Origin of the sequence: Sphingomonas sp. 3-13AW, assembly GCF_049311085.1 — a bacterium.
In the GTDB taxonomy this organism is placed as follows: Bacteria; Pseudomonadota; Alphaproteobacteria; order Sphingomonadales; family Sphingomonadaceae; genus Sphingomonas.
The window spans coordinates 14,525-31,555 of record NZ_JASNVZ010000018.1 but is presented as its reverse complement, the minus strand read 5'-3'; the positions used below and the strand labels follow the sequence as shown (position 1 = coordinate 31,555).

Here is a 17,031-nt window from a genome sequence, read left to right as displayed (position 1 = left end):
CCGACATGCTTCATCTCGACCGCCGCTTCTTCCTCGCCGGTGCCGCCGGCAGCGTCGCTGCCGCGCAGGCAGCCTTTGCCGGCGCGCGCATGCCGGATGCCGCGGCCGGCGCCGCCCCCGTGCCGGTCAACCCGCTCGTCAAGCAGCGTGCCGACGCGCAGATCTTCCGCCACACCGACGGCTATTACTACCTCACCGGATCGGTGCCGGAATATGACCGGCTGATCCTGCGCCGCTCGCGCACGCTTGCCGGGCTGGCGACGGCCGAGGAGCGCGTGCTGTGGCGGCATGAGGCGACGGGGCCGATGTCCGGCTTCCTCTGGGCGCCCGAGATCCACCTCTTCCAGGGCAAGTGGATCATGTATTTCGCAGCCGGCCCCAGCGGCGGTGGCGAGGACGTGTTCCGCATCCGCACCTATGCGATCGTGTGCGACGGCCCCGACCCGATGACCGGCAACTGGAAGGTGCTGGGCAAGTTCGAGTCCCCGTTCGACGGCTTCAACCTCGATTCCACCATCTTCGAGCATCGCGGCGTTTCGTACTTCTGCTGGGCTGAGCGTGAGCCCGGCATCGACACCAACTCCAACCTCTATCTGGCGCCGCTCAAGACGCCGCTGACGCTGGGTGCCAAGGCCGTGCGCCTGACCGTGCCGACGCTCGACTGGGAAATCCGCGGGTTCAAGGTCGCCGAGGCGCCGGCAGTGCTGGCGCGCAACGGCCGGCTGTTCATGACCTATTCGGCGAGCGCCACCGACGACCGCTATTCGCTTGGCCTGCTCACCGCGCGCGACGATGCCGACATCATGGATCCCAAGAGCTGGGTGAAATCGCCCGAGCCGCTGTTCGTGAGCTCGGAAGTGACGAGCGTCTATGGTCCCGGCCACAACAGCTTCACCGTCGACGAGCAGGGCCGCGACGTGCTCGTCTACCACGGGCGCGATTACAAGGCGATCACGGGCGACCCGCTGTTCGACCCGAACCGCCACACCCGCGTGCAGCGCATCTACTATCGCCCGGACGGTACCCCCGATTTCGGCATCCCGGTCGGCAACGGTCCGGTGCCGGATCGCTTCTCCCCGGCCGACGCCGCCGACCGCTTTGTGCGGCATGACGGCGACCAGGTCGTGGTGGGGCAGGGCTCGATTCCGTCGAGCCAGTTCCGCAGCGTCGAGAGCATGGCCGGCACCGGATCGGTGTCGCTGGTGCCGATCGATGCCGCCGACCGCGTGCTGTTCGCGGCGCCCGATGGCAGCGTCCGCCTGGCGCAGCCGCTGCGCGATCGCCAGTTCGTGCTCCGCAGCAGCTTCGTGCGCGAGTCGGTGGACCGCGACACCGTCCGCTTCGCGCTGGCCGGGCGTCCCAATATGGTGCTTGCCCATGTGAACGGCACCCTGCGGCTGGTAGCCCGGAACAAGCGCGGCAACGCCCGGAACACCCTGTTCCGCGTCAGCTGAGTTCCCGGCAAACTACCCTAGAAAAGCACGATTTCTCCCCGATCCGGCGCGGCGCCAGCCGTTGCCGGATCGGTCGTGCGTGACTTTCGGGCAACGCTGCCCGCTCGTTGAGCAGCAGCTGCTGAAACCCGCTTGCGGTTAACAGGACGTTGCCGTAGTTTTGTCGGAGTAAAGTTTTCCGACAATAGCCCGGGTTCCAAGCCCGGCGAGGGGAGAGGCACATGGCTTTCAAGCCGATTTTCTTGCGTACCGCATCTGTTGCAGCCTTGGTCCTGGCGGCGCCGGCCTTTGCGCAGACCACCGCCGAGGACGCAACCCAGACCACCACCACGGCCTATGACGCCGATGCGGACGTGCAGGAAGGCGGCGAGATCGTCGTGACCGGCGTGCGGGGCAGCATCGTCGGCGCGCTCAACGTGCGTCGCGAAGCCACCCAGATCGTCGACTCCATCGTGGCTGAAGATGTCGGCAAATTGCCCGACAATAACGTTGTCGAGGCACTTCAGCGTGTTACCGGCATCCAGGTCACCGATCGCGCCGGCGGCGAAGCTGCTACCATCAGCATCCGCGGTCTTACCGACCCGCTAACCACGCTGAACGGCCGCAACATCTTCACCGCGGCGGGCACGTCCTTTGCCCTGCAGGATATCTCGGCCAACCTCGTCAAGCAGATCGACGTCTACAAGACGCGCTCGGCCGACCAGATCGAAACCGGTCTTGCCGGACAAATCGACGTCAAGACGCGTCGTCCGCTCGACTTCGACGGCTTTGCGATCTCGGGCCTCGCCCGCGGCATCTACAGCGAACTGGCCGACGAGATTAACCCGAACGTCGCGCTGCTCGTCAGCAATCGCTGGGAAACCGGCATCGGCGACATCGGCTTCCTGATCAACGGCAGCTACACGCGCACCAAGTTCCGCAACCAGAACCTGCAGGCCGGCGCGATGGTCCCGTTCGCGACCGAGACCCCGCCGGCCGGCAGCGGCCTGACCCCGCTGGAGCGCATCTTCCCGGGCGACCGCAACCAGAACTGGACCCCGGGTCTCGACGCCGGCCTGCCGATCGCGCCGGGCTCGACGCTCAACATCAACGGCGTCGACACGCCCTATTACCTGTCGCGCGACGCGGTCATCGCGTCGGACCTGTACGGCAAGCGTGAGCGCCCGGCCGTCAACGCAGCGCTGCAGTGGGCGCCGAACGACCGCTCGGTCTACACGGCCGAGGTGTTCTACACCGGCTTCCGCCAGACCACGATGAACAGCCTGCACTTCAGCTTCGCGGACTGGTGGGGAAGCATTCCCAACCCGGCGGGCTCGAGCTTCGAGCTGTACGAAGGCACCAACATCATCAAGTCGCGTCGCGCCGGTGCGGTTTCGGGCTTCAACAGCGGCGACGTCGCGACCAGCAAGACCGACAGCTTCGTCTATGCCCTGAACGGCGCGTGGGACGTGGCCGATCGCGGCAAGATCACCGCCGACCTCACCTACCAGACCAGCAAGAACAAGACCTCGTTCTTTGCCATCCGTACCGATCGCGGTCCGCTCGACCTCGACATCGACTTCAACGCGGGCGGCGGCCTGCCGGCGTACAGCTTCGGCAACCAGGCTGTCCTGACCGACGCCACGGCGTGGACGGTCGGCAACCTGTTCGACAACGGCACGAAGAGCGAGGGCAGCGCGCTGACCTTCATGCTCGACGGCGAGTATGGCTGGGACGAGGGCTTCCTGCGCCGCATCAAGGCGGGCTTCCGCTACGACAATCGCGATGCGGACAGCTTCGTGCGCGACCAGGGCGCAGGCGGCCTGGGCGTGACGCTGGCGTCGCTCGGCCAGGGTGCTTCGTTCACGAACAAGGGCTTCTTCGACAACCAGGCGGACATCCCGACCAGCTGGGTGCTCGCCGACCCGCGCGGCATGGACAAGGATGCGATCCGCACCCAGTACAACGCCGCGAACCCGGGCACGAACCTGCTGCTGTCCGACCAGCTGACCTTCGGTCGCGTGTTCGGCATCAACGAGATCAACACCGCGGCCTATATCCTGGCCGACGGCGAGATCGACCTGTTCGGTCGCCCGCTGCAGATCCAGGGCGGCGTGCGCTATGTCGCGATCGATACCGACTATGACTATTTCGATCGGGGCAACAACTTCGCCCGCACCTCGGTCTCGACCGGGTCGGAGAAGTTCCTGCCGTCGTTCACCGCACGCTATGGCATCACCAACAACCTGCGCCTCCGCTTCAACTATGGCGAGACGCTGCGTCGTCCGAACTTCGGCGACCTGAACCCGAACCGCGTGCTCACGGGCGACCTGTCGCGCATCGGCTTCGGCACCGGGTCTTCGGGCACGGCCAACCTGCGTCCGACCCATTCCAAGAACATGGATCTGGCGCTGGAGTGGTATTTCGAGCGCAACAGCGCGATCTACGTGACGGGCTTCCGCCGCGAGATCGAAGGCCTGGTGGTTCCGCTGACCATTCGCGAGGTCATTCCGAACAACTATCTGCCGCGCAACGAGACCTATACCGAGATCTTCAACATCACCCGTCCGGTGAACGCGTCCAACGGCGTGCTGAAGGGCGTGGAAGTCGGCCTCACCTACTTCCCGAGCTACCTGCCGGGCCCGCTCGACGGCCTGGGCTTCACGGGCAGCGCGACGATCCTCGATTCCGAGCAGACGATCCCCGTCACCAACAACGAGGGTGAGATCGTCGGGTCGACCACCTCGTCGTTCTTCGGCGTGTCGAAGTTCTCGTACAACGCGACGCTCGCGTACGATAAGGGCCCGGTCGGTGCGCGCCTGTCGTACATCTGGCGCAAGGGCTTCCTCCAGAGCAACGAGGGCCGCTCCTTTGCGAACCCGATCGGCTTCTGGCGCCAGCCGGAAAAGAGCCTCGACCTCCAGCTGACCTGGAACGTCACGGACGATATCGGCCTGACCTTCGACGCGGTGAACCTCACCAAGGCGAAGCAGCAGAACTATTACCGGTTCGGCGATGTCGGCAATCCGGAGCAGTTCAACTCCAGCACGATGCTGATCGATCGCACCTTCGCACTGGGCGTCCGCTTCTCGATGTAAGCCGCTGGCGGGGGCAACCCCGCCGGACGTTCCCAATGCTATCAGGAAAGGGGGTCGGCCAGCGCCGGCCCCTTTTTCGCGTCGGCCGCTACTCGTCGGCCAGGCAGTTGGTCTCGGCGTGCCCGGGCCGCTCGAAACTGGCCTCGCGGCCCTTGCCGCGCAGGGTCATGCCATCGCCCGCATACCAGATGCCGGATGCCGCGGGCTGGCTGTCCAGCACGCCCAGCGTCTTGCTTCCCTCCCGCAGCGTCAGATTGCCGACGCGGTTGTCGAAGACGGCGGTGAGGACGGTCTTGTCGTCACAGCGATAGATCAGCGTCACCGGGGACAGGTCGATGTCCGCGTCCCCGGATGCCGCAGGTTCGGGCGCGGCACCCTGGTCGTTGCCGCCGGGCGCCGGCGCGCCGCCGCCGCATGCGGCGAGCAGCAGCACGAGCGCGGCCGGGCCCAGCGCGCGGATCATGGCTCCAGCGCGGCCCGGTCGGGATCGTCGAGATCGTCGTCCTCGGGGAGGTCGTCCTCGTCGAAGTCCTCCTGCAGCTCGTCCTCTTCCTGGTCTTCGGGATCGACCTCGGCGTCGTCGTCATCGTCCTCGCTGCCGAGCTCATCGTCTTCCATGAGGAGGTCGTCTTCGTCGTCGTCGTCATCGTCGCCGAGGTCCGGCTCGATGTCCGTCAGCAAGGTGCCGTCGGTGGGACCGTCGCTGGTTACCTCAAGGATTTCCGCGCGCTGGCTTTCGTCATAGCCTTCCTCGTCAAAGCTGTCGCCGGAACCCAGCCCCGGTACCTGGTGACCACCCATGATACGCTCCTTCGTCTCGGCCCGCAGGAAACGGGCCCTCAGAAGCGCGAACGGCGGGCGGGGCCGCGTGTTCCCGGGGTGCGCGCCGATCCGAGTGTCGGGCAGGCGTGGCGACATCGCGATATAGTCCGTTTCCGCGGGTCGCAGGGGCTGTTCCCTGGTGCCGCGGAGGCGTATTCACCGGGATATTCATACCCCTACAGGATATCTCATGCTCGACGTTCCCATGACCCAGGTGCCGCTCGTCTCGCTGGCCGACCAGCAGAACGACCCGGAGGGTTTCGCACAGGCGTTCGGCGGCTCGTTCCAGCGCTTTGGCTTCGCGATGGTCGCGGACCATGGCATCGACCCGGCGCTCATCGATCGCGCCTGGGCGCTGACCGAGGAATTCTTTCGCCTGCCGGAGGAGGAGAAGCGCGCCTATCACACCCCCGGCGGCGGCGGTGCGCGCGGCTACACGCCGTTCCGGACCGAGATCGCCAAGAACGCCAAGGTCACCGACCTCAAGGAATTCTGGCACATCGGCCGCGAACTGCCGGCCGGCCATCGGTTCCGCGACGTGATGCCCGACAACATCTGGCCGTCGGCACCGGCCGGCTTCAAGGAAACCTTCCTGGAGCTGTTCGCCGCCTTCGACACGGCCGGGCTCAAGCTGCTCTCGGCGATCGCGCGCTACCTCAAGCTCGACCCCAATTGGTTCGAACATGCGGTGAAGGACGGCAATTCGGTGCTGCGCCTGCTCCACTATCCCCCGATCCCCGCCGACGCCCCGGGCGTGCGCGCAGAGGCGCATGAGGACATCAACCTCATCACCCTGCTGCTGGGTGCCGAGGAAGCCGGGCTGGAACTGCTCGACAAGGACGGCCGCTGGCTGGCGGTGAAGCCGCCGGCGGGCGCGATGGTGGTCAACGTCGGCGACATGCTGCAGCGGCTGACCAACCATGTCCTGCCCTCCACCACGCACCGCGTCGTCAACCCGGCGCCCGAGCGCCGCGGCAATTCGCGCTATTCGATGCCCTTCTTCCTCCACCCCGCGCCCGATTTCCTGATCGAGACGCTGCCGAGCTGCATCGGCGAGGGCAATCGCTATCCCGAGCCGATCACCGCCCACGATTATCTCCACCAGCGTCTGGTCGAGATCGGGCTGCTGAAGAAGTAAGGCCGCGCGCGCCCGCTTTGTGGCGGGCGCGCCGCCACCGGCGCTGAACGAGCGTCCGTAACTTTTGAAAAGAATAATGGCCGTGTTGGGGTTGTTTATACCACGGCGCGTCCGCTAACGGCTGCGCTCCGCCGGGAGGTGTCCGGCGGCGAAATGGAAGAGGCAGGCATGACGGAACCGCTACGCGTCGCGATCGCAGGACTTGGTACGGTCGGCGCTGGTGTCATTCGCCTGCTCGACGCGAACGGCGCGCTGATTGCCCGCCGCGCCGGCCGCCCCATCGAGATCGTCGCCGTCTCCGCGCGCGACCGGACCAAGGATCGCGGCGTCGACATCTCGCGCTTCGACTGGGTCGACGATACCGCCGCGCTTGCGAGTGACGGGCGCGCGGACGTGGTGGTGGAACTGGTCGGCGGCGCCGACGGGCCTGCGCTTACGCTGACGCGCGCCGCGCTCGCCAACGGCAAGAGCGTCGTCACCGCCAACAAGGCGATGATCGCCCACCACGGCCTGGAACTGGCGCATGCTGCGGAAGGCCGCGGCGTCGCGCTGAAGTTCGAGGCGGCGGTCGCGGGCGGCGTGCCGGTTATCAAGGGCCTGCGCGAAGGCGCTGCCGCCAACGAGATCAGCCAGGTCTATGGCATCCTCAACGGCACCTGCAATTTCATCCTGTCGAAGATGGAGGCCGAGGGCCGCGACTTCGCCCAGGTGCTGGAGGAAGCGCAGCGGCTCGGCTTTGCGGAGGCGGATCCCAGCTTCGACATCGACGGCATCGACGCCGCGCACAAGCTGTCGATCCTCGCCAGCCTCGCGTTCGGCACGCGCCCGGCGTTCGAGGATGTCGCGATCACCGGCGTGCGCCATGTGCTCGCCGCCGATATCGCCGAGGCGGAGACGCTGGGCTATCGCATCCGTCTGGTCGGCGTCGCGCAGGCAGGGCCGCATGGCCTGTTCCAGCGGGTGCATCCGCATCTGGTGCCGCTCGACCACCCGCTCGCGCATGTCACCGGTTCGCTCAACGCGGTCGTCGCCGAGGGCAATTTCGTCGGCCGGCTGTTCTTCCAGGGCCGGGGCGCAGGCGATGGCCCGACCGCGAGCGCGGTCGTGGCGGACCTCATCGACATCGCCCGCGGCGAGTTCGGCCCGCCCTATGCGATGCCGGCCGATGTGCTGGTCCAGCAGCCCGCCGCGCCGACCGGCGAGCGGCGCGGCCGCGCCTATCTGCGGCTGATGGTGGCCGACAAGGTCGGCGTGCTGGCCGAGATCGCGACCGCGATGCGGGATGCCGGCGTCTCGATCGAGCGGCTGATGCAGCGTGGCGCCAATGCCGACGGCAGCGTGCTGGTGGCGATCGTCACCCACGATGGGCCGGAACGTGCGGTCGCGGCCTCGCTGGAGCGCCTGCGCGGTTCGCCGAGCCTGGTCGGCGAACCGATGTGGATGCATATCCTGGAGAGCTAATCGCCGCGTCGCGAACCCCGGCGTGCTCCGGGGTTCGAGCGCTTACTCCGCGAAGGGCCGGTCAATCGCGTGCTGGGGCTGGGTGAACCATCCCGCCCCGGTGTCCGTGACGTGGAAATGATCCTCCAGCCGCACGCCGAAGCGATCCGGCACCACGATCATCGGCTCGTTGGAAAAGCACATGCCCGGGGTGAGCGGCGTCTTGTCGCCGCGCACCAGATAGGCGGGCTCGTGGATCGACAGGCCGATGCCGTGACCGGTGCGGTGGGGAAGGCCTGGCAGGCGATAGTCGGGGCCGAGCCCGGCCGCCTCCAGCACCCGGCGGGCGGCGGCATCGACGCTCTCGCACGGGGCACCCGGCACCACCGCGTCGAATGCGGCCTGCTGCGCTTCCTTTTCGAGCGACCAGATGCTGCGGACCTCGTCGGAGACCGACCCGAACGCATAGGTGCGGGTGATGTCGGAATGATAGCCCTCGACCAGGCAGCCGGTGTCGACCAGCACCAGCTCGCCCTCCTGCAAGTACTGCTCGCCGGGAAGCCCGTGGGGGAAGGCGGTCGCGCGGCCGAACTGGACGATGCAGAAGCTCGACCCCGCCGCGCCGATCGCGCGATGGGCCGCGTCGATGAAGCGCACGACTTCGCTCGCGGCGATACCGGGGCGCAGGATGCGGGCGGTGCGGCGATGCACCTCCAGCGTCATCGCCTTGGCCTGGGCGAGCAGCGCCAGTTCCGCCGGGGACTTCACCATCCGGCAGCCGTCGATCGCGGGGGCACCGTCCATCAGCGTGACGCCGCCGGCCCGCGCGCGCAGCCGCTCGGCCCATTGGAAGGGGAACAGCGGGTCGACCGCGAGCTTCGTGATCCCGGTCGCCGCCAGCGTGTCGGCCAGCAGCGCGATCGGGTCCTCATCCTCCTCCCACAGGCGGATGTCGGCATCGATCGCGAGGTCCGCCTCCAGCGTGCCCAGTTCGAACGCCGGGCACAGCAGCACCGGCCGGCCGCTTGCCGGCAGCAGCATCGCCACCAGCCGTTCGCTCGGGCCCCAGGGCACGCCCGCGAAATAGCGCAGCGTTGCGCCCACGTTGAGGAGCAGCCCGTCCGCGCGCCCGGCGTCGGCGAGCGTGCGTGCGCGCTCCAGCCGGGTCTGGCGCTCCGCCGGGCCGATGGGCGAGGCGCGGTCCGCCCAGGGAGTGATCGCCGCGAGTTCGGCCTCTGCGCTCGATCCGCCGATGGTCATCGCTGTGTGTCCTTGTTCAGAAACGGTCGAGGTCGAACGGCGCCAGATCCACCGCCGGCGCCTCCTTCGCGGCAAGCGCGGCGACGAGTTCGGCGGTGATCGGCGCCAGCGTCAGCCCCAGATGCTGGTGGCCGAACGCATAGAGCAGGTTGCGGGCGCGACGCGAGCGGCCGATCGCGGGCAGATAGTCCGGCAACGTGGGTCGCGCGCCCATCCAGCGCTTGAACGGCCCGGAGATCGGCAGCCCCAGTGCGCGCACATGCGCCTCCAGCCGCTCCCATTTGCGCGGATCGGGCGGGGCGTGGGGGGCATTCAGTTCGACGAAGCTCGCCGCCTGCACGCAATCGGCATAGCGGGTGACGATCATCGAGCGGTCCTCGAACACCAGCGGCGGCAAGTCGGCGGGCCAGTGATCGGCGGCGGCGCGAATGTGATAGCCGCGCTCCGCCACCATCGGCGCCTTGTGTCCGGTCGCCTCCATCAGCGCGCGCGACCCGATGCCGGCGGCGACCACCACCTGTTCGGCGGGCTGGCCGGGAACCAGCGCCACCCCGTCGAGGATGCGCAGCCGGGCAGGCTCGCGCACGATCCGGCCGCCCGCGCGCAGAAACGCGCGTTCCAGCGCCAGGGCAAGTGCGGTGAGGTCGCGGACCTGTCCGCTGCCGGAGAAGCGGATCGCGCCGGCGACCGGTGTCCCGGTCAGCGCGCCGATCGCCGCGAGGTCGGCGGCATCCGCGTCCCGGAAGCGGGCGGTGCCGGTGTCGGCGGCGGCCCATGCAGCGCGCCCGGCCCGTGCCGTCTCCGGCGTCTCCCACGCGACCAGATGCCCGTCCTGCGCGAGCAAATCCGGGGCGTCGATCGAACTTGCCAGCCGCTCCCAGGCGGGCATGGCCTCGCGCAGCAGGGAACCGAGCGCAGCACTTCCTGCCGCATAGCGTGACGGCGTCGAGCGACCCACCAGCCGCAGTGCAAAGGGCAGCCAGTTCGCGATCCCCGCCAGCGGCAGGTCGAGCGCGCCCCCGCGCGCGAATAGCCGCCCGGGGGCGGAGCGGACGGCGGCGGGCGAGGCGAGCGGCGCCACCTGTTCGGTCGCGATGTGCCCGGCATTGCCCCAGGATGCGGCGGCGCGGGTGGCGTCCGGTTCGAGCAGGGTCACGGCGTTGCCGGCGCGCGCGAGCGCCAGCCCGCACGCGAGGCCGACGACGCCACCCCCCACTACATTTGTCGCCCGCACGCCCGTTCTCCTGTTGCGATGGCTGGATCCCTATCGTATACGGTATATGTACGCAACGAGAAGAAAGTGGTTCGAACATGGTCGACTGGAAGGGTGTCTTCCCCGCCGTAACGACGCAGCTGCGGGAAGATCTGACGATCGACCTCGCCGAGACCCAGCGGGTAGTAGACGACCTTATCCGCGACGGCGTCACCGGGGTAATCGCGCTTGGCACCGTCGGCGAAAACAACTCGCTGATGTTCGAGGAAAAGCAGCAGGTTCTCACCGCCATTGTCGAGGCGGTCGCAGGCCGGGTGCCGGTTCTGACGGGCGTGTCCGAATATGATCAGCGGCGCGCGGTCCGCTATGCCCAGGCGGCCGAGAAGATCGGTGCCGACGGCCTGATGGTCCTCCCGCCGATGGTCTATGTGCCCAAGGCCGAAGAGCTGATGGCGCATTTCCGCGCGATCGCGGAATCCGTCTCGCTGCCGATCATGCTCTACAACAACCCGCCGGCCTATCGCACTGTGATCGACCGCGGCGTGCTCGCGGCGCTCGACGACGTGAAGAACATCGTCGCGGTCAAGGAATCGGCCCCCGACACGCGCCGCTTCACCGATTTCCGCAACGAGTTCGGCGACCGCTTCGTGCTGTTCGCGGGCCTCGACGACGTGGCGCTCGAGGGCCTGTTCCTGGGTGCCAAGGGCTGGGTGTCGGGCCTCACCAACGCCTTCCCGCGCGAGTCCGTCGAGCTGGTGCGCGCGTTCGAGCGCGGCGACCATGCCAAGGCGCTCGAGATCTATCGCTGGTTCATGCCGCTGCTTCATCTCGACGCGGAGCATGACCTGGTGCAGACGATCAAGCTCGCCGAGCAGGTCATGGGCCGCGGGTCGGAGCGCGTGCTCCCGCCGCGCCAGGTCCTGACCGGCGAACGCCGTGCAGAGGTGATCGCGATGGTCGAAAAGGCCGCAGCGACCCGCCCGACGCTCGACATCGCAAAGGCAGCCTGACGCGAGAACATCCATGCGGCACACCTTCTTCTGTATCGACGGCCATACCGCCGGCAACCCGGTCCGCCTCGTCGCGGGTGGTGCGCCGCTGCTGAAGGGGGCTTCCATGTCGGAGCGGCGCCAGGATTTCCTGGCCCGCTTTGACTGGATCCGCACAGGCCTGTGCTTCGAACCGCGCGGGCATGACATGATGTCGGGCGGGTTCCTCTATCCGCCGACCCAGGCCGATACCGATATCGGCATCCTGTTCATCGAGACCTCGGGCTGCCTGCCGATGTGCGGCCACGGCACCATCGGCATGGTCACCTTTGGCCTGGAACACGGCCTGATCCAGCCGGCCACGCCGGGCAAGCTGCGCATCGAGGTGCCGGCCGGGGTGATCGATATCGCCTATGCGACCGAGGGCGACAAGGTGACGTCGGTGCGCATCACCAACGTCCCCGCCTATGTCGCGGCGACCGGCATCCAGGTCGAGCTGGAGGGGCTGGGGCCGCTCAGCGTCGACGTGTCCTATGGCGGCAACTATTATGCCATCGTCGAGCCGCAGGGGGCCTATACCGGGCTCGACGACCTCGGCGCGTCGCGGCTGGTCGAACTCAGCGGTCGGCTGCGCGAGGCGATCCGCGAGAAGTTCGAGCCGGTCCATCCGCTCGACCCGACGATCCGCGGCGTCAGCCACATCCTGTGGGCGGACAAGCCGCGCGGCGACGGCGCCGACGGCCGCAACGCGGTATTCTATGGCGATCGCGCGATCGACCGCAGCCCGTGCGGCACGGGAACCTCGGCCCGTCTCGCGCATCTGGCGTCCCAGGGGCGGCTGCAGGAGGGCGAGCGTTTCGTGCACGAAAGCTACATCGGTAGCCGTTTCATCGGCCGCGTAGAGGCCGCGACGAAGATCGGCGACCAGCCGGCGATCATCCCCTCGATCGAGGGTTCGGCAGTTGCAACCGGCTTCAATACAATCTGGATTGATCGAACCGATCCTTTCTGGAAGGGTTTTCAGGTCAAGTGACCTTGGCGCTCGCAGTAATCTGGCGGCGGGCACTGCACGCCCTTCCGGAGGTTTTCCGCCGATGAGTATTGTTGTTCGAACGCTTTCCGAACAAGTATTCGAGATTATCCGCGAACGAGTCATCACCGGGATGCTTCCGCGCAATGTCCCGATCCGGCAAGACGCGCTGGCGAACGAACTGGGGGTCAGCAAGATTCCGCTGCGCGAGGCGCTGGCGCGGCTGGAGCAGGAAGGGCTGCTCACCAGCCAGGCGAACCGCGGTTACTTCGTGCGGCCGATGTCTACCGCCGAAGCGGAGGAACTGTTCGAGCTGCGGCTGCTGCTGGAGCCGCCGGCCGCGGCCCTGGGCGCCGCGAACGCCGACGAGAACGACCGCGCCGCGACCCTCGAGGCGTTCGAGGCGCTCGACAGCGCGGCGAGCAACAACCTTGCGAGCGTCGCCAGCTGCAACCGCACCTTTCATACCGCGCTCGTGCGCCCGAGCGGTCGCGTGCTGACGACGCAGCTGGTCGAGCGGCTGACCGTGCTCTCCGAACGCTATGTGATCGCGCACCTCAAGCCGGCCGGGCGTGAGCATCGCGCGCACCTCGAACATCGCGACCTGCTCGACGCCTGGCTTGCGGGCGACGGCGCGACGGTGGAAAGGCTGCTCGCCGCGCATATTCAGGCAACGCTCGACGATCTTCGCGCCGAATTCGGAACGGAGCCGGCGGGCTGAACTTACGAAAAACTGGGGGGGAAGCCGATGTTCGGCCCGCGTAAATCGATCCACACGATGAGCAGTCATCAAGAGGCGCACCAGCTCGCCAAGACGTTGAGCTGGCCGCACCTGATCGCGCTGGGGGTCGGCGCCATCGTCGGCACCGGCATCTATACGCTGACCGGGGTCGGCGCCGAGCGGGCGGGGCCCGCCGTGATCCTCGCCTTTGCGATTGCCGGTGCGGTCTGCGCCTGCGCCGCGCTCGCCTATGCAGAGATGGCGACGCTGATCCCGGCCGCGGGCAGCGCCTATACCTTCAGCTACACCGCGATGGGCGAGAAGATCGCCTGGATCGTCGGCTGGAGCCTGATCCTCGAATATTCGCTGGCCTGCTCGACCGTCGCGGTCGGCTGGTCCGGCTATCTCGTCGGCTGGATCCAGGCAGCGGGCGTCACCCTGCCGCAGGAGCTGCTGGTGGGGCCCCATGCGGGCGGCATCATCAACCTGCCCGCGGTCGTGGTCGCGCTGTCGGTGATGGGCATGCTGATCGCTGGCACGCGCGAGAGTGCGACGCTCAACATCATCCTGGTCATCATCAAGCTCGTCGCGCTCAGCGTCTTCGTCGCCTTTGCGCTCCCCGCCTTCCAGGCCGATAACCTCCAGCCGTTCATGCCCTATGGCTTTGGCAGCACCGAGGTGATGGGCGAGAAGCGCGGCGTCATGGCCGCAGCCGCGATCGTGTTCTTCGCCTTTTACGGCTTCGACGCGGTGGCAACCTCTGCCGAAGAGGCTAAGAACCCGGGCCGCGACCTCACCATCGGCATCGTCGGGTCGATGCTGGTGTGCACGATCATCTACATGGCGGTCGCGGTGGCAGCCGTCGGTGCGCTTCCCTACACCGCGCTCGCCAACTCGCCGGAGCCGCTGGCGCTGGTGCTGCGGTCGCTGCAACAGCCGGTTGCTGCGCACCTGATCGCGCTCGCCGCTGTCGTCGCGCTGCCGTCGGTGATCCTGGTGATGATGTACGGGCAGAGCCGCATCTTCTTCGTGATGGCGCGCGACGGCCTGTTGCCGCGCGGCCTTGCCAAGGTCAGCCCGCGCACGGGTGCGCCGACGCTGATCACGGTGGTGACGGGCGTTTCGGTGGCAGCGGTTGCCGGCTTCTTCCGCCTCGACGAGATCGCGGAACTCGCCAATGCGGGCACGCTGGTCGCCTTCATCTCGGTGGGGGCGTGCCTGATGATCCTGCGCCGCCGCTTCCCGGATCTGCCGCGGCTGTTCCGCTGCCCGGCCCCCTATGTGGTCGGGACGCTCGCGATCCTGGGCTGCATCTATCTGTTCGTCAGCCTGCCGACCTCGACGATGGTCCGCTTCTTCCTGTGGAACGTCGTGGGGCTGGTGATCTACTTCGCCTATGGCCGTCGCCACAGCGACGCGCGCGAACCGGCGGCGGCGGGCGCCTGAAGCCTGCGCGGCGCTCCGGCGCCGCGCCCAGGTATCCGGCATTGCGCCGGGTTCGTGCGGGAGGTGCGGGATGCCGCACCTCCCGTTCGTCGTTTCAGGCTGCCGGGTGCTTCTTGGCGATCGCGCCGAGCAGGTCGTCGAACGCCTTTACGAACTGCGCGACGCCGTCTTCGACCAGCCGCTGGGTGACGCCGTCCAGGTCCAGGCCCAGGCGATCGGCTTCAGCCAGCACGTGGCGCGCGCCGTCCAGGTCGGCGGTGAGCGTGTCGGCGACGACGCCGCGCTCACGGAACGCGTCCATGGTCTTGGGCGGCATGGTGTTGACGGTGTCGGCGCCGATCAGCGCGTCGACGTAGAGCGTGTCGGGATAGGCCGGATCCTTGGTGCCGGTCGACGCCCACAACAGTCGCTGCGGCTGCGCGCCCTTGGCGGCGAGTGCCTGCCAGCGGTCGCTCGCGATGAAGTCCAGGTACCAGGCATAGGCAGCCTTGGCATTGGCGATCGCGATCTTGCCGCGCAGCGCCTTCAGCGCGTCCGCCTCGGGATCGCCCGCTGCAACGCGGGTGTCGATGGCCTTGTCCATCACCGCGTCGATGCGGCTGACGAAGAAGCTTGCGACGCCGGCGATGCGGTCGATCGGCAGGCCCTGCGCCGCGCGCTGCTCCAGCCCCGCGACATGCGCCTCGGCCACGCGCTGATACGCCTCCAGCGAGAACAGCAGCGTGACGTTGACGTTGATGCCCGCGGCGATGGTCGCCGCGATCGCCGGGGCGCCCGCCGGCGTGCCCGGGATCTTGATCATCAGGTTCGGGCGGTCGACCGCGGCCCACAGCTTCTGCGCCTCGGCAATGGTCGCGTCCGTGTCGTCGGCGATATAGGGCGACACTTCCAGGCTGACATAGCCGTCCTTGGCATCGGTGCGGTCGTAGACCGGGCGCAGCGTGTCGGCCGCCGCCTTGATGTCCTGGATCGCCAGATGCTCGTAGCGGTCGATGGTCGCGGCACCGGGATGGGCAGCGTCATAGGCCGCCAGCGTCGCGTCATAGGCGTCGCCATAGCCCATCGCCTTTTCAAAGATGGCGGGGTTCGAAGTGACACCGGTCAGCCCGTCCTCGGCGACGAGCTTTTCGAGCCCGCCAGCCTCCAGGAACTTGCGGTCGACGAAGTCGAGCCACGGTGCGGTGCCCTTGGCGCCGAGATCGTTGAGCAGCCCCATTACCTGTCCTTTCAGCATGCGCCGGATCCCAGAGCCCGGCTTTGGTAGCGCTATGACGGCACCGGCAGGAAAAATCGACTCACGCGTTCTTTCCCATGCAACAGCAATCGTCCGTCATCGCGGCAGGTCCAAGGCCATCTGGACGCCGGGGGTCGCGGGGTCGGGCAGGGGGGCGAGGTTGGAGAGGGTTACGCCCAGCAGTCGCACCCCCATCGGCAGCGGATAGAGGCCGCGGACCAGGTCCACCGCCACGGCGTGCAGGGTCTCGCGATCGCCGACCGGCTCGGCCAGGCTGCGGCTGCGGGTCAGGGTGCGGAAGTCGGCGAAGCGGATCTTGATCGTCACCGTGCGGCCGGAATTGCGGGTGCGTTCGCACCATTCCCAGACGTCGTCGGCCATCGCGCGCACGCCGTCCTCGACGGCCTCTGGCGTGGTGAGGTTGGTGGCGTAGGTGGTTTCCGAGCCCGACGACTTGCGCACCCGGTCCGGGGTCACGGCGCGGTCGTCCTGGCCGCGGGCGACGCGGTAATACCATTCGCCCGACTTGCCGAAATGGGCGCGCAGCCAGGGCAGTTCGCGCGCGCGCAGGTCGGCGCCGGTGTGGATGCCCAGCCCCGCCATCTTCTCGGCAGTGCGCGGGCCGATGCCGTGGAAGCGCCCGACCTCCAGCCCGGCGACGAACGCCTCGCCCGCGCCCGGCGGGATCACGCATTGCCCGTCGGGCTTGTTGGCGTCGGAGGCGAGCTTGGCCAGGAACTTGTTGTAGGAGATGCCGGCAGAGGCGGTGAGCCCGGTTTCCTCGCGGATGCGGCGGCGGATTTCCAACGCGGTCTCCGTCGCGGAGGAGAGGCCGGCGAGGTTCTCGGTTACGTCGAGGTACGCCTCGTCCAGCGACAGCGGCTCGACCAGCGGCGTGTAGCTGTGGAAGATCGCGCGAATCTGCTGCGACACCGCGCGATAGACGTCGAAGCGCGGCCGCACGAACACCAGTTCCGGGCATTGCCGGATCGCCCGCGCGGACGGCATCGCAGAGCGCACGCCGAACCGACGCGCTTCATAGCTGGCGGCGGCGACCACGCCGCGCCCGCCCGATCCGCCCACCGCCACGGGGCGCCCGCGCAGTTCCGGCGCATCGCGCTGCTCCACCGACGCGAAAAACGCGTCCATGTCGACATGGATGATCTTGCGGGTCATGGCACGGGAACAGGATAGGAACAAAGTCGCG

14 protein-coding genes are annotated in these 17,031 nt (G+C 68.0%); 8 read left to right on the top strand and 6 right to left on the bottom strand.

The window, feature by feature from the left end:
* Window positions 1-5 precede the first annotated feature (5 nt).
* Together QP045_RS16120 and QP045_RS16115 are read left to right on the top strand one after the other, a co-directional pair.
* Complete coding sequence (locus tag QP045_RS16120; protein WP_422516017.1) at window positions 6-1,454, top strand: family 43 glycosylhydrolase; 1,449 nt, start codon at window positions 6-8, stop codon at window positions 1,452-1,454.
* 221 nt (window positions 1,455-1,675) lie between these two features.
* Entirely contained in the window at window positions 1,676-4,531 is a 2,856-nt protein-coding gene (locus tag QP045_RS16115; protein WP_422516016.1) for a TonB-dependent receptor, read from the top strand.
* Window positions 4,532-4,619: 88 nt separating this feature from the next.
* Here QP045_RS16115 and QP045_RS16110 read toward each other — a convergent pair whose 3' ends face one another.
* Window positions 4,620-4,994: an MliC family protein gene (locus tag QP045_RS16110; protein ID WP_422516015.1), complete on the bottom strand. Its 375-nt coding sequence runs from the start codon at window positions 4,992-4,994 to the stop codon at window positions 4,620-4,622.
* Window positions 4,991-5,332 carry a DNA primase gene (locus QP045_RS16105; RefSeq protein ID WP_422516014.1) on the bottom strand — a complete coding sequence of 114 codons (342 nt, stop codon included), beginning with the start codon at window positions 5,330-5,332 and terminating at the stop codon, window positions 4,991-4,993. Before QP045_RS16105 ends, QP045_RS16110 begins: the two co-directional genes overlap by 4 nt.
* A 211-nt stretch (window positions 5,333-5,543) precedes the next feature.
* On the opposite strand from QP045_RS16105, the gene QP045_RS16100 reads away from it, so the two are divergent.
* On the top strand, window positions 5,544-6,491 hold the full coding sequence (locus QP045_RS16100; RefSeq protein ID WP_422516013.1) for an isopenicillin N synthase family dioxygenase: 948 nt from the start codon (window positions 5,544-5,546) through the stop codon (window positions 6,489-6,491).
* 168 nt (window positions 6,492-6,659) lie between these two features.
* Window positions 6,660-7,952: a homoserine dehydrogenase gene (locus QP045_RS16095; RefSeq protein ID WP_422516012.1), complete on the top strand. Its 1,293-nt coding sequence runs from the start codon at window positions 6,660-6,662 to the stop codon at window positions 7,950-7,952.
* Window positions 7,953-7,994: 42 nt separating this feature from the next.
* On the opposite strand, the gene QP045_RS16090 is transcribed toward QP045_RS16095, so the two are convergent.
* Both QP045_RS16090 and QP045_RS16085 read right to left on the bottom strand, forming a co-directional pair.
* Entirely contained in the window at window positions 7,995-9,191 is a 1,197-nt protein-coding gene (locus QP045_RS16090; RefSeq protein ID WP_422516011.1) for a M24 family metallopeptidase, read from the bottom strand.
* 16 nt (window positions 9,192-9,207) lie between these two features.
* Entirely contained in the window at window positions 9,208-10,425 is a 1,218-nt protein-coding gene (locus QP045_RS16085) for an NAD(P)/FAD-dependent oxidoreductase (RefSeq protein ID WP_422516010.1), read from the bottom strand.
* Window positions 10,426-10,502: 77 nt separating this feature from the next.
* Between QP045_RS16085 and QP045_RS16080 the strand changes: the two genes are divergently transcribed.
* From QP045_RS16080 to QP045_RS16065, 4 genes are all read left to right on the top strand, one after another.
* The gene (locus QP045_RS16080) at window positions 10,503-11,414 is read left to right on the top strand and encodes a dihydrodipicolinate synthase family protein (RefSeq protein ID WP_422516009.1); all 912 of its coding nucleotides are present in this window, start codon (window positions 10,503-10,505) and stop codon (window positions 11,412-11,414) included.
* A 13-nt stretch (window positions 11,415-11,427) separates the two neighbouring features.
* Entirely contained in the window at window positions 11,428-12,426 is a 999-nt protein-coding gene (locus tag QP045_RS16075) for a 4-hydroxyproline epimerase (protein WP_422516008.1), read from the top strand.
* Between the two features lie 61 nt (window positions 12,427-12,487).
* A complete protein-coding gene (locus QP045_RS16070; RefSeq protein ID WP_422516007.1) occupies window positions 12,488-13,144 on the top strand; it encodes a GntR family transcriptional regulator in 657 nt (218 codons plus the stop codon).
* Between the two features lie 27 nt (window positions 13,145-13,171).
* On the top strand, window positions 13,172-14,590 hold the full coding sequence (locus QP045_RS16065) for an amino acid permease (RefSeq protein WP_422516006.1): 1,419 nt from the start codon (window positions 13,172-13,174) through the stop codon (window positions 14,588-14,590).
* A 94-nt stretch (window positions 14,591-14,684) separates the two neighbouring features.
* Here QP045_RS16065 and tal read toward each other — a convergent pair whose 3' ends face one another.
* Both tal and dinB read right to left on the bottom strand, forming a co-directional pair.
* The gene (gene tal / locus QP045_RS16060) at window positions 14,685-15,806 is read right to left on the bottom strand and encodes a transaldolase (RefSeq protein WP_422516050.1); all 1,122 of its coding nucleotides are present in this window, start codon (window positions 15,804-15,806) and stop codon (window positions 14,685-14,687) included.
* Window positions 15,807-15,920: 114 nt separating this feature from the next.
* The gene (gene dinB, locus QP045_RS16055; RefSeq protein WP_422516005.1) at window positions 15,921-17,000 is read right to left on the bottom strand and encodes a DNA polymerase IV; all 1,080 of its coding nucleotides are present in this window, start codon (window positions 16,998-17,000) and stop codon (window positions 15,921-15,923) included.
* Between the last annotated feature and the right edge of the window lie 31 nt (window positions 17,001-17,031).

What these genes read in the sequence shown, in the direction of transcription:
- QP045_RS16120 (WP_422516017.1), top strand. Translation starts at nt 6, where the DNA reads ATGCTTCATCTCGACCGCCGCTTCTTCCTCGCCGGTGCCGCCGGCAGC.
- QP045_RS16115 (WP_422516016.1), top strand. Translation starts at nt 1,676, where the DNA reads ATGGCTTTCAAGCCGATTTTCTTGCGTACCGCATCTGTTGCAGCCTTG.
- QP045_RS16110 (WP_422516015.1), bottom strand. Translation starts at nt 4,994, where the DNA reads ATGATCCGCGCGCTGGGCCCGGCCGCGCTCGTGCTGCTGCTCGCCGCA.
- QP045_RS16105 (WP_422516014.1), bottom strand. Translation starts at nt 5,332, where the DNA reads ATGGGTGGTCACCAGGTACCGGGGCTGGGTTCCGGCGACAGCTTTGAC.
- QP045_RS16100 (WP_422516013.1), top strand. Translation starts at nt 5,544, where the DNA reads ATGCTCGACGTTCCCATGACCCAGGTGCCGCTCGTCTCGCTGGCCGAC.
- QP045_RS16095 (WP_422516012.1), top strand. Translation starts at nt 6,660, where the DNA reads ATGACGGAACCGCTACGCGTCGCGATCGCAGGACTTGGTACGGTCGGC.
- QP045_RS16090 (WP_422516011.1), bottom strand. Translation starts at nt 9,191, where the DNA reads ATGACCATCGGCGGATCGAGCGCAGAGGCCGAACTCGCGGCGATCACT.
- QP045_RS16080 (WP_422516009.1), top strand. Translation starts at nt 10,503, where the DNA reads ATGGTCGACTGGAAGGGTGTCTTCCCCGCCGTAACGACGCAGCTGCGG.
- QP045_RS16075 (WP_422516008.1), top strand. Translation starts at nt 11,428, where the DNA reads ATGCGGCACACCTTCTTCTGTATCGACGGCCATACCGCCGGCAACCCG.
- QP045_RS16070 (WP_422516007.1), top strand. Translation starts at nt 12,488, where the DNA reads ATGAGTATTGTTGTTCGAACGCTTTCCGAACAAGTATTCGAGATTATC.
- QP045_RS16065 (WP_422516006.1), top strand. Translation starts at nt 13,172, where the DNA reads ATGTTCGGCCCGCGTAAATCGATCCACACGATGAGCAGTCATCAAGAG.
- tal (WP_422516050.1), bottom strand. Translation starts at nt 15,806, where the DNA reads ATGGGGCTGCTCAACGATCTCGGCGCCAAGGGCACCGCACCGTGGCTC.
- dinB (WP_422516005.1), bottom strand. Translation starts at nt 17,000, where the DNA reads ATGACCCGCAAGATCATCCATGTCGACATGGACGCGTTTTTCGCGTCG.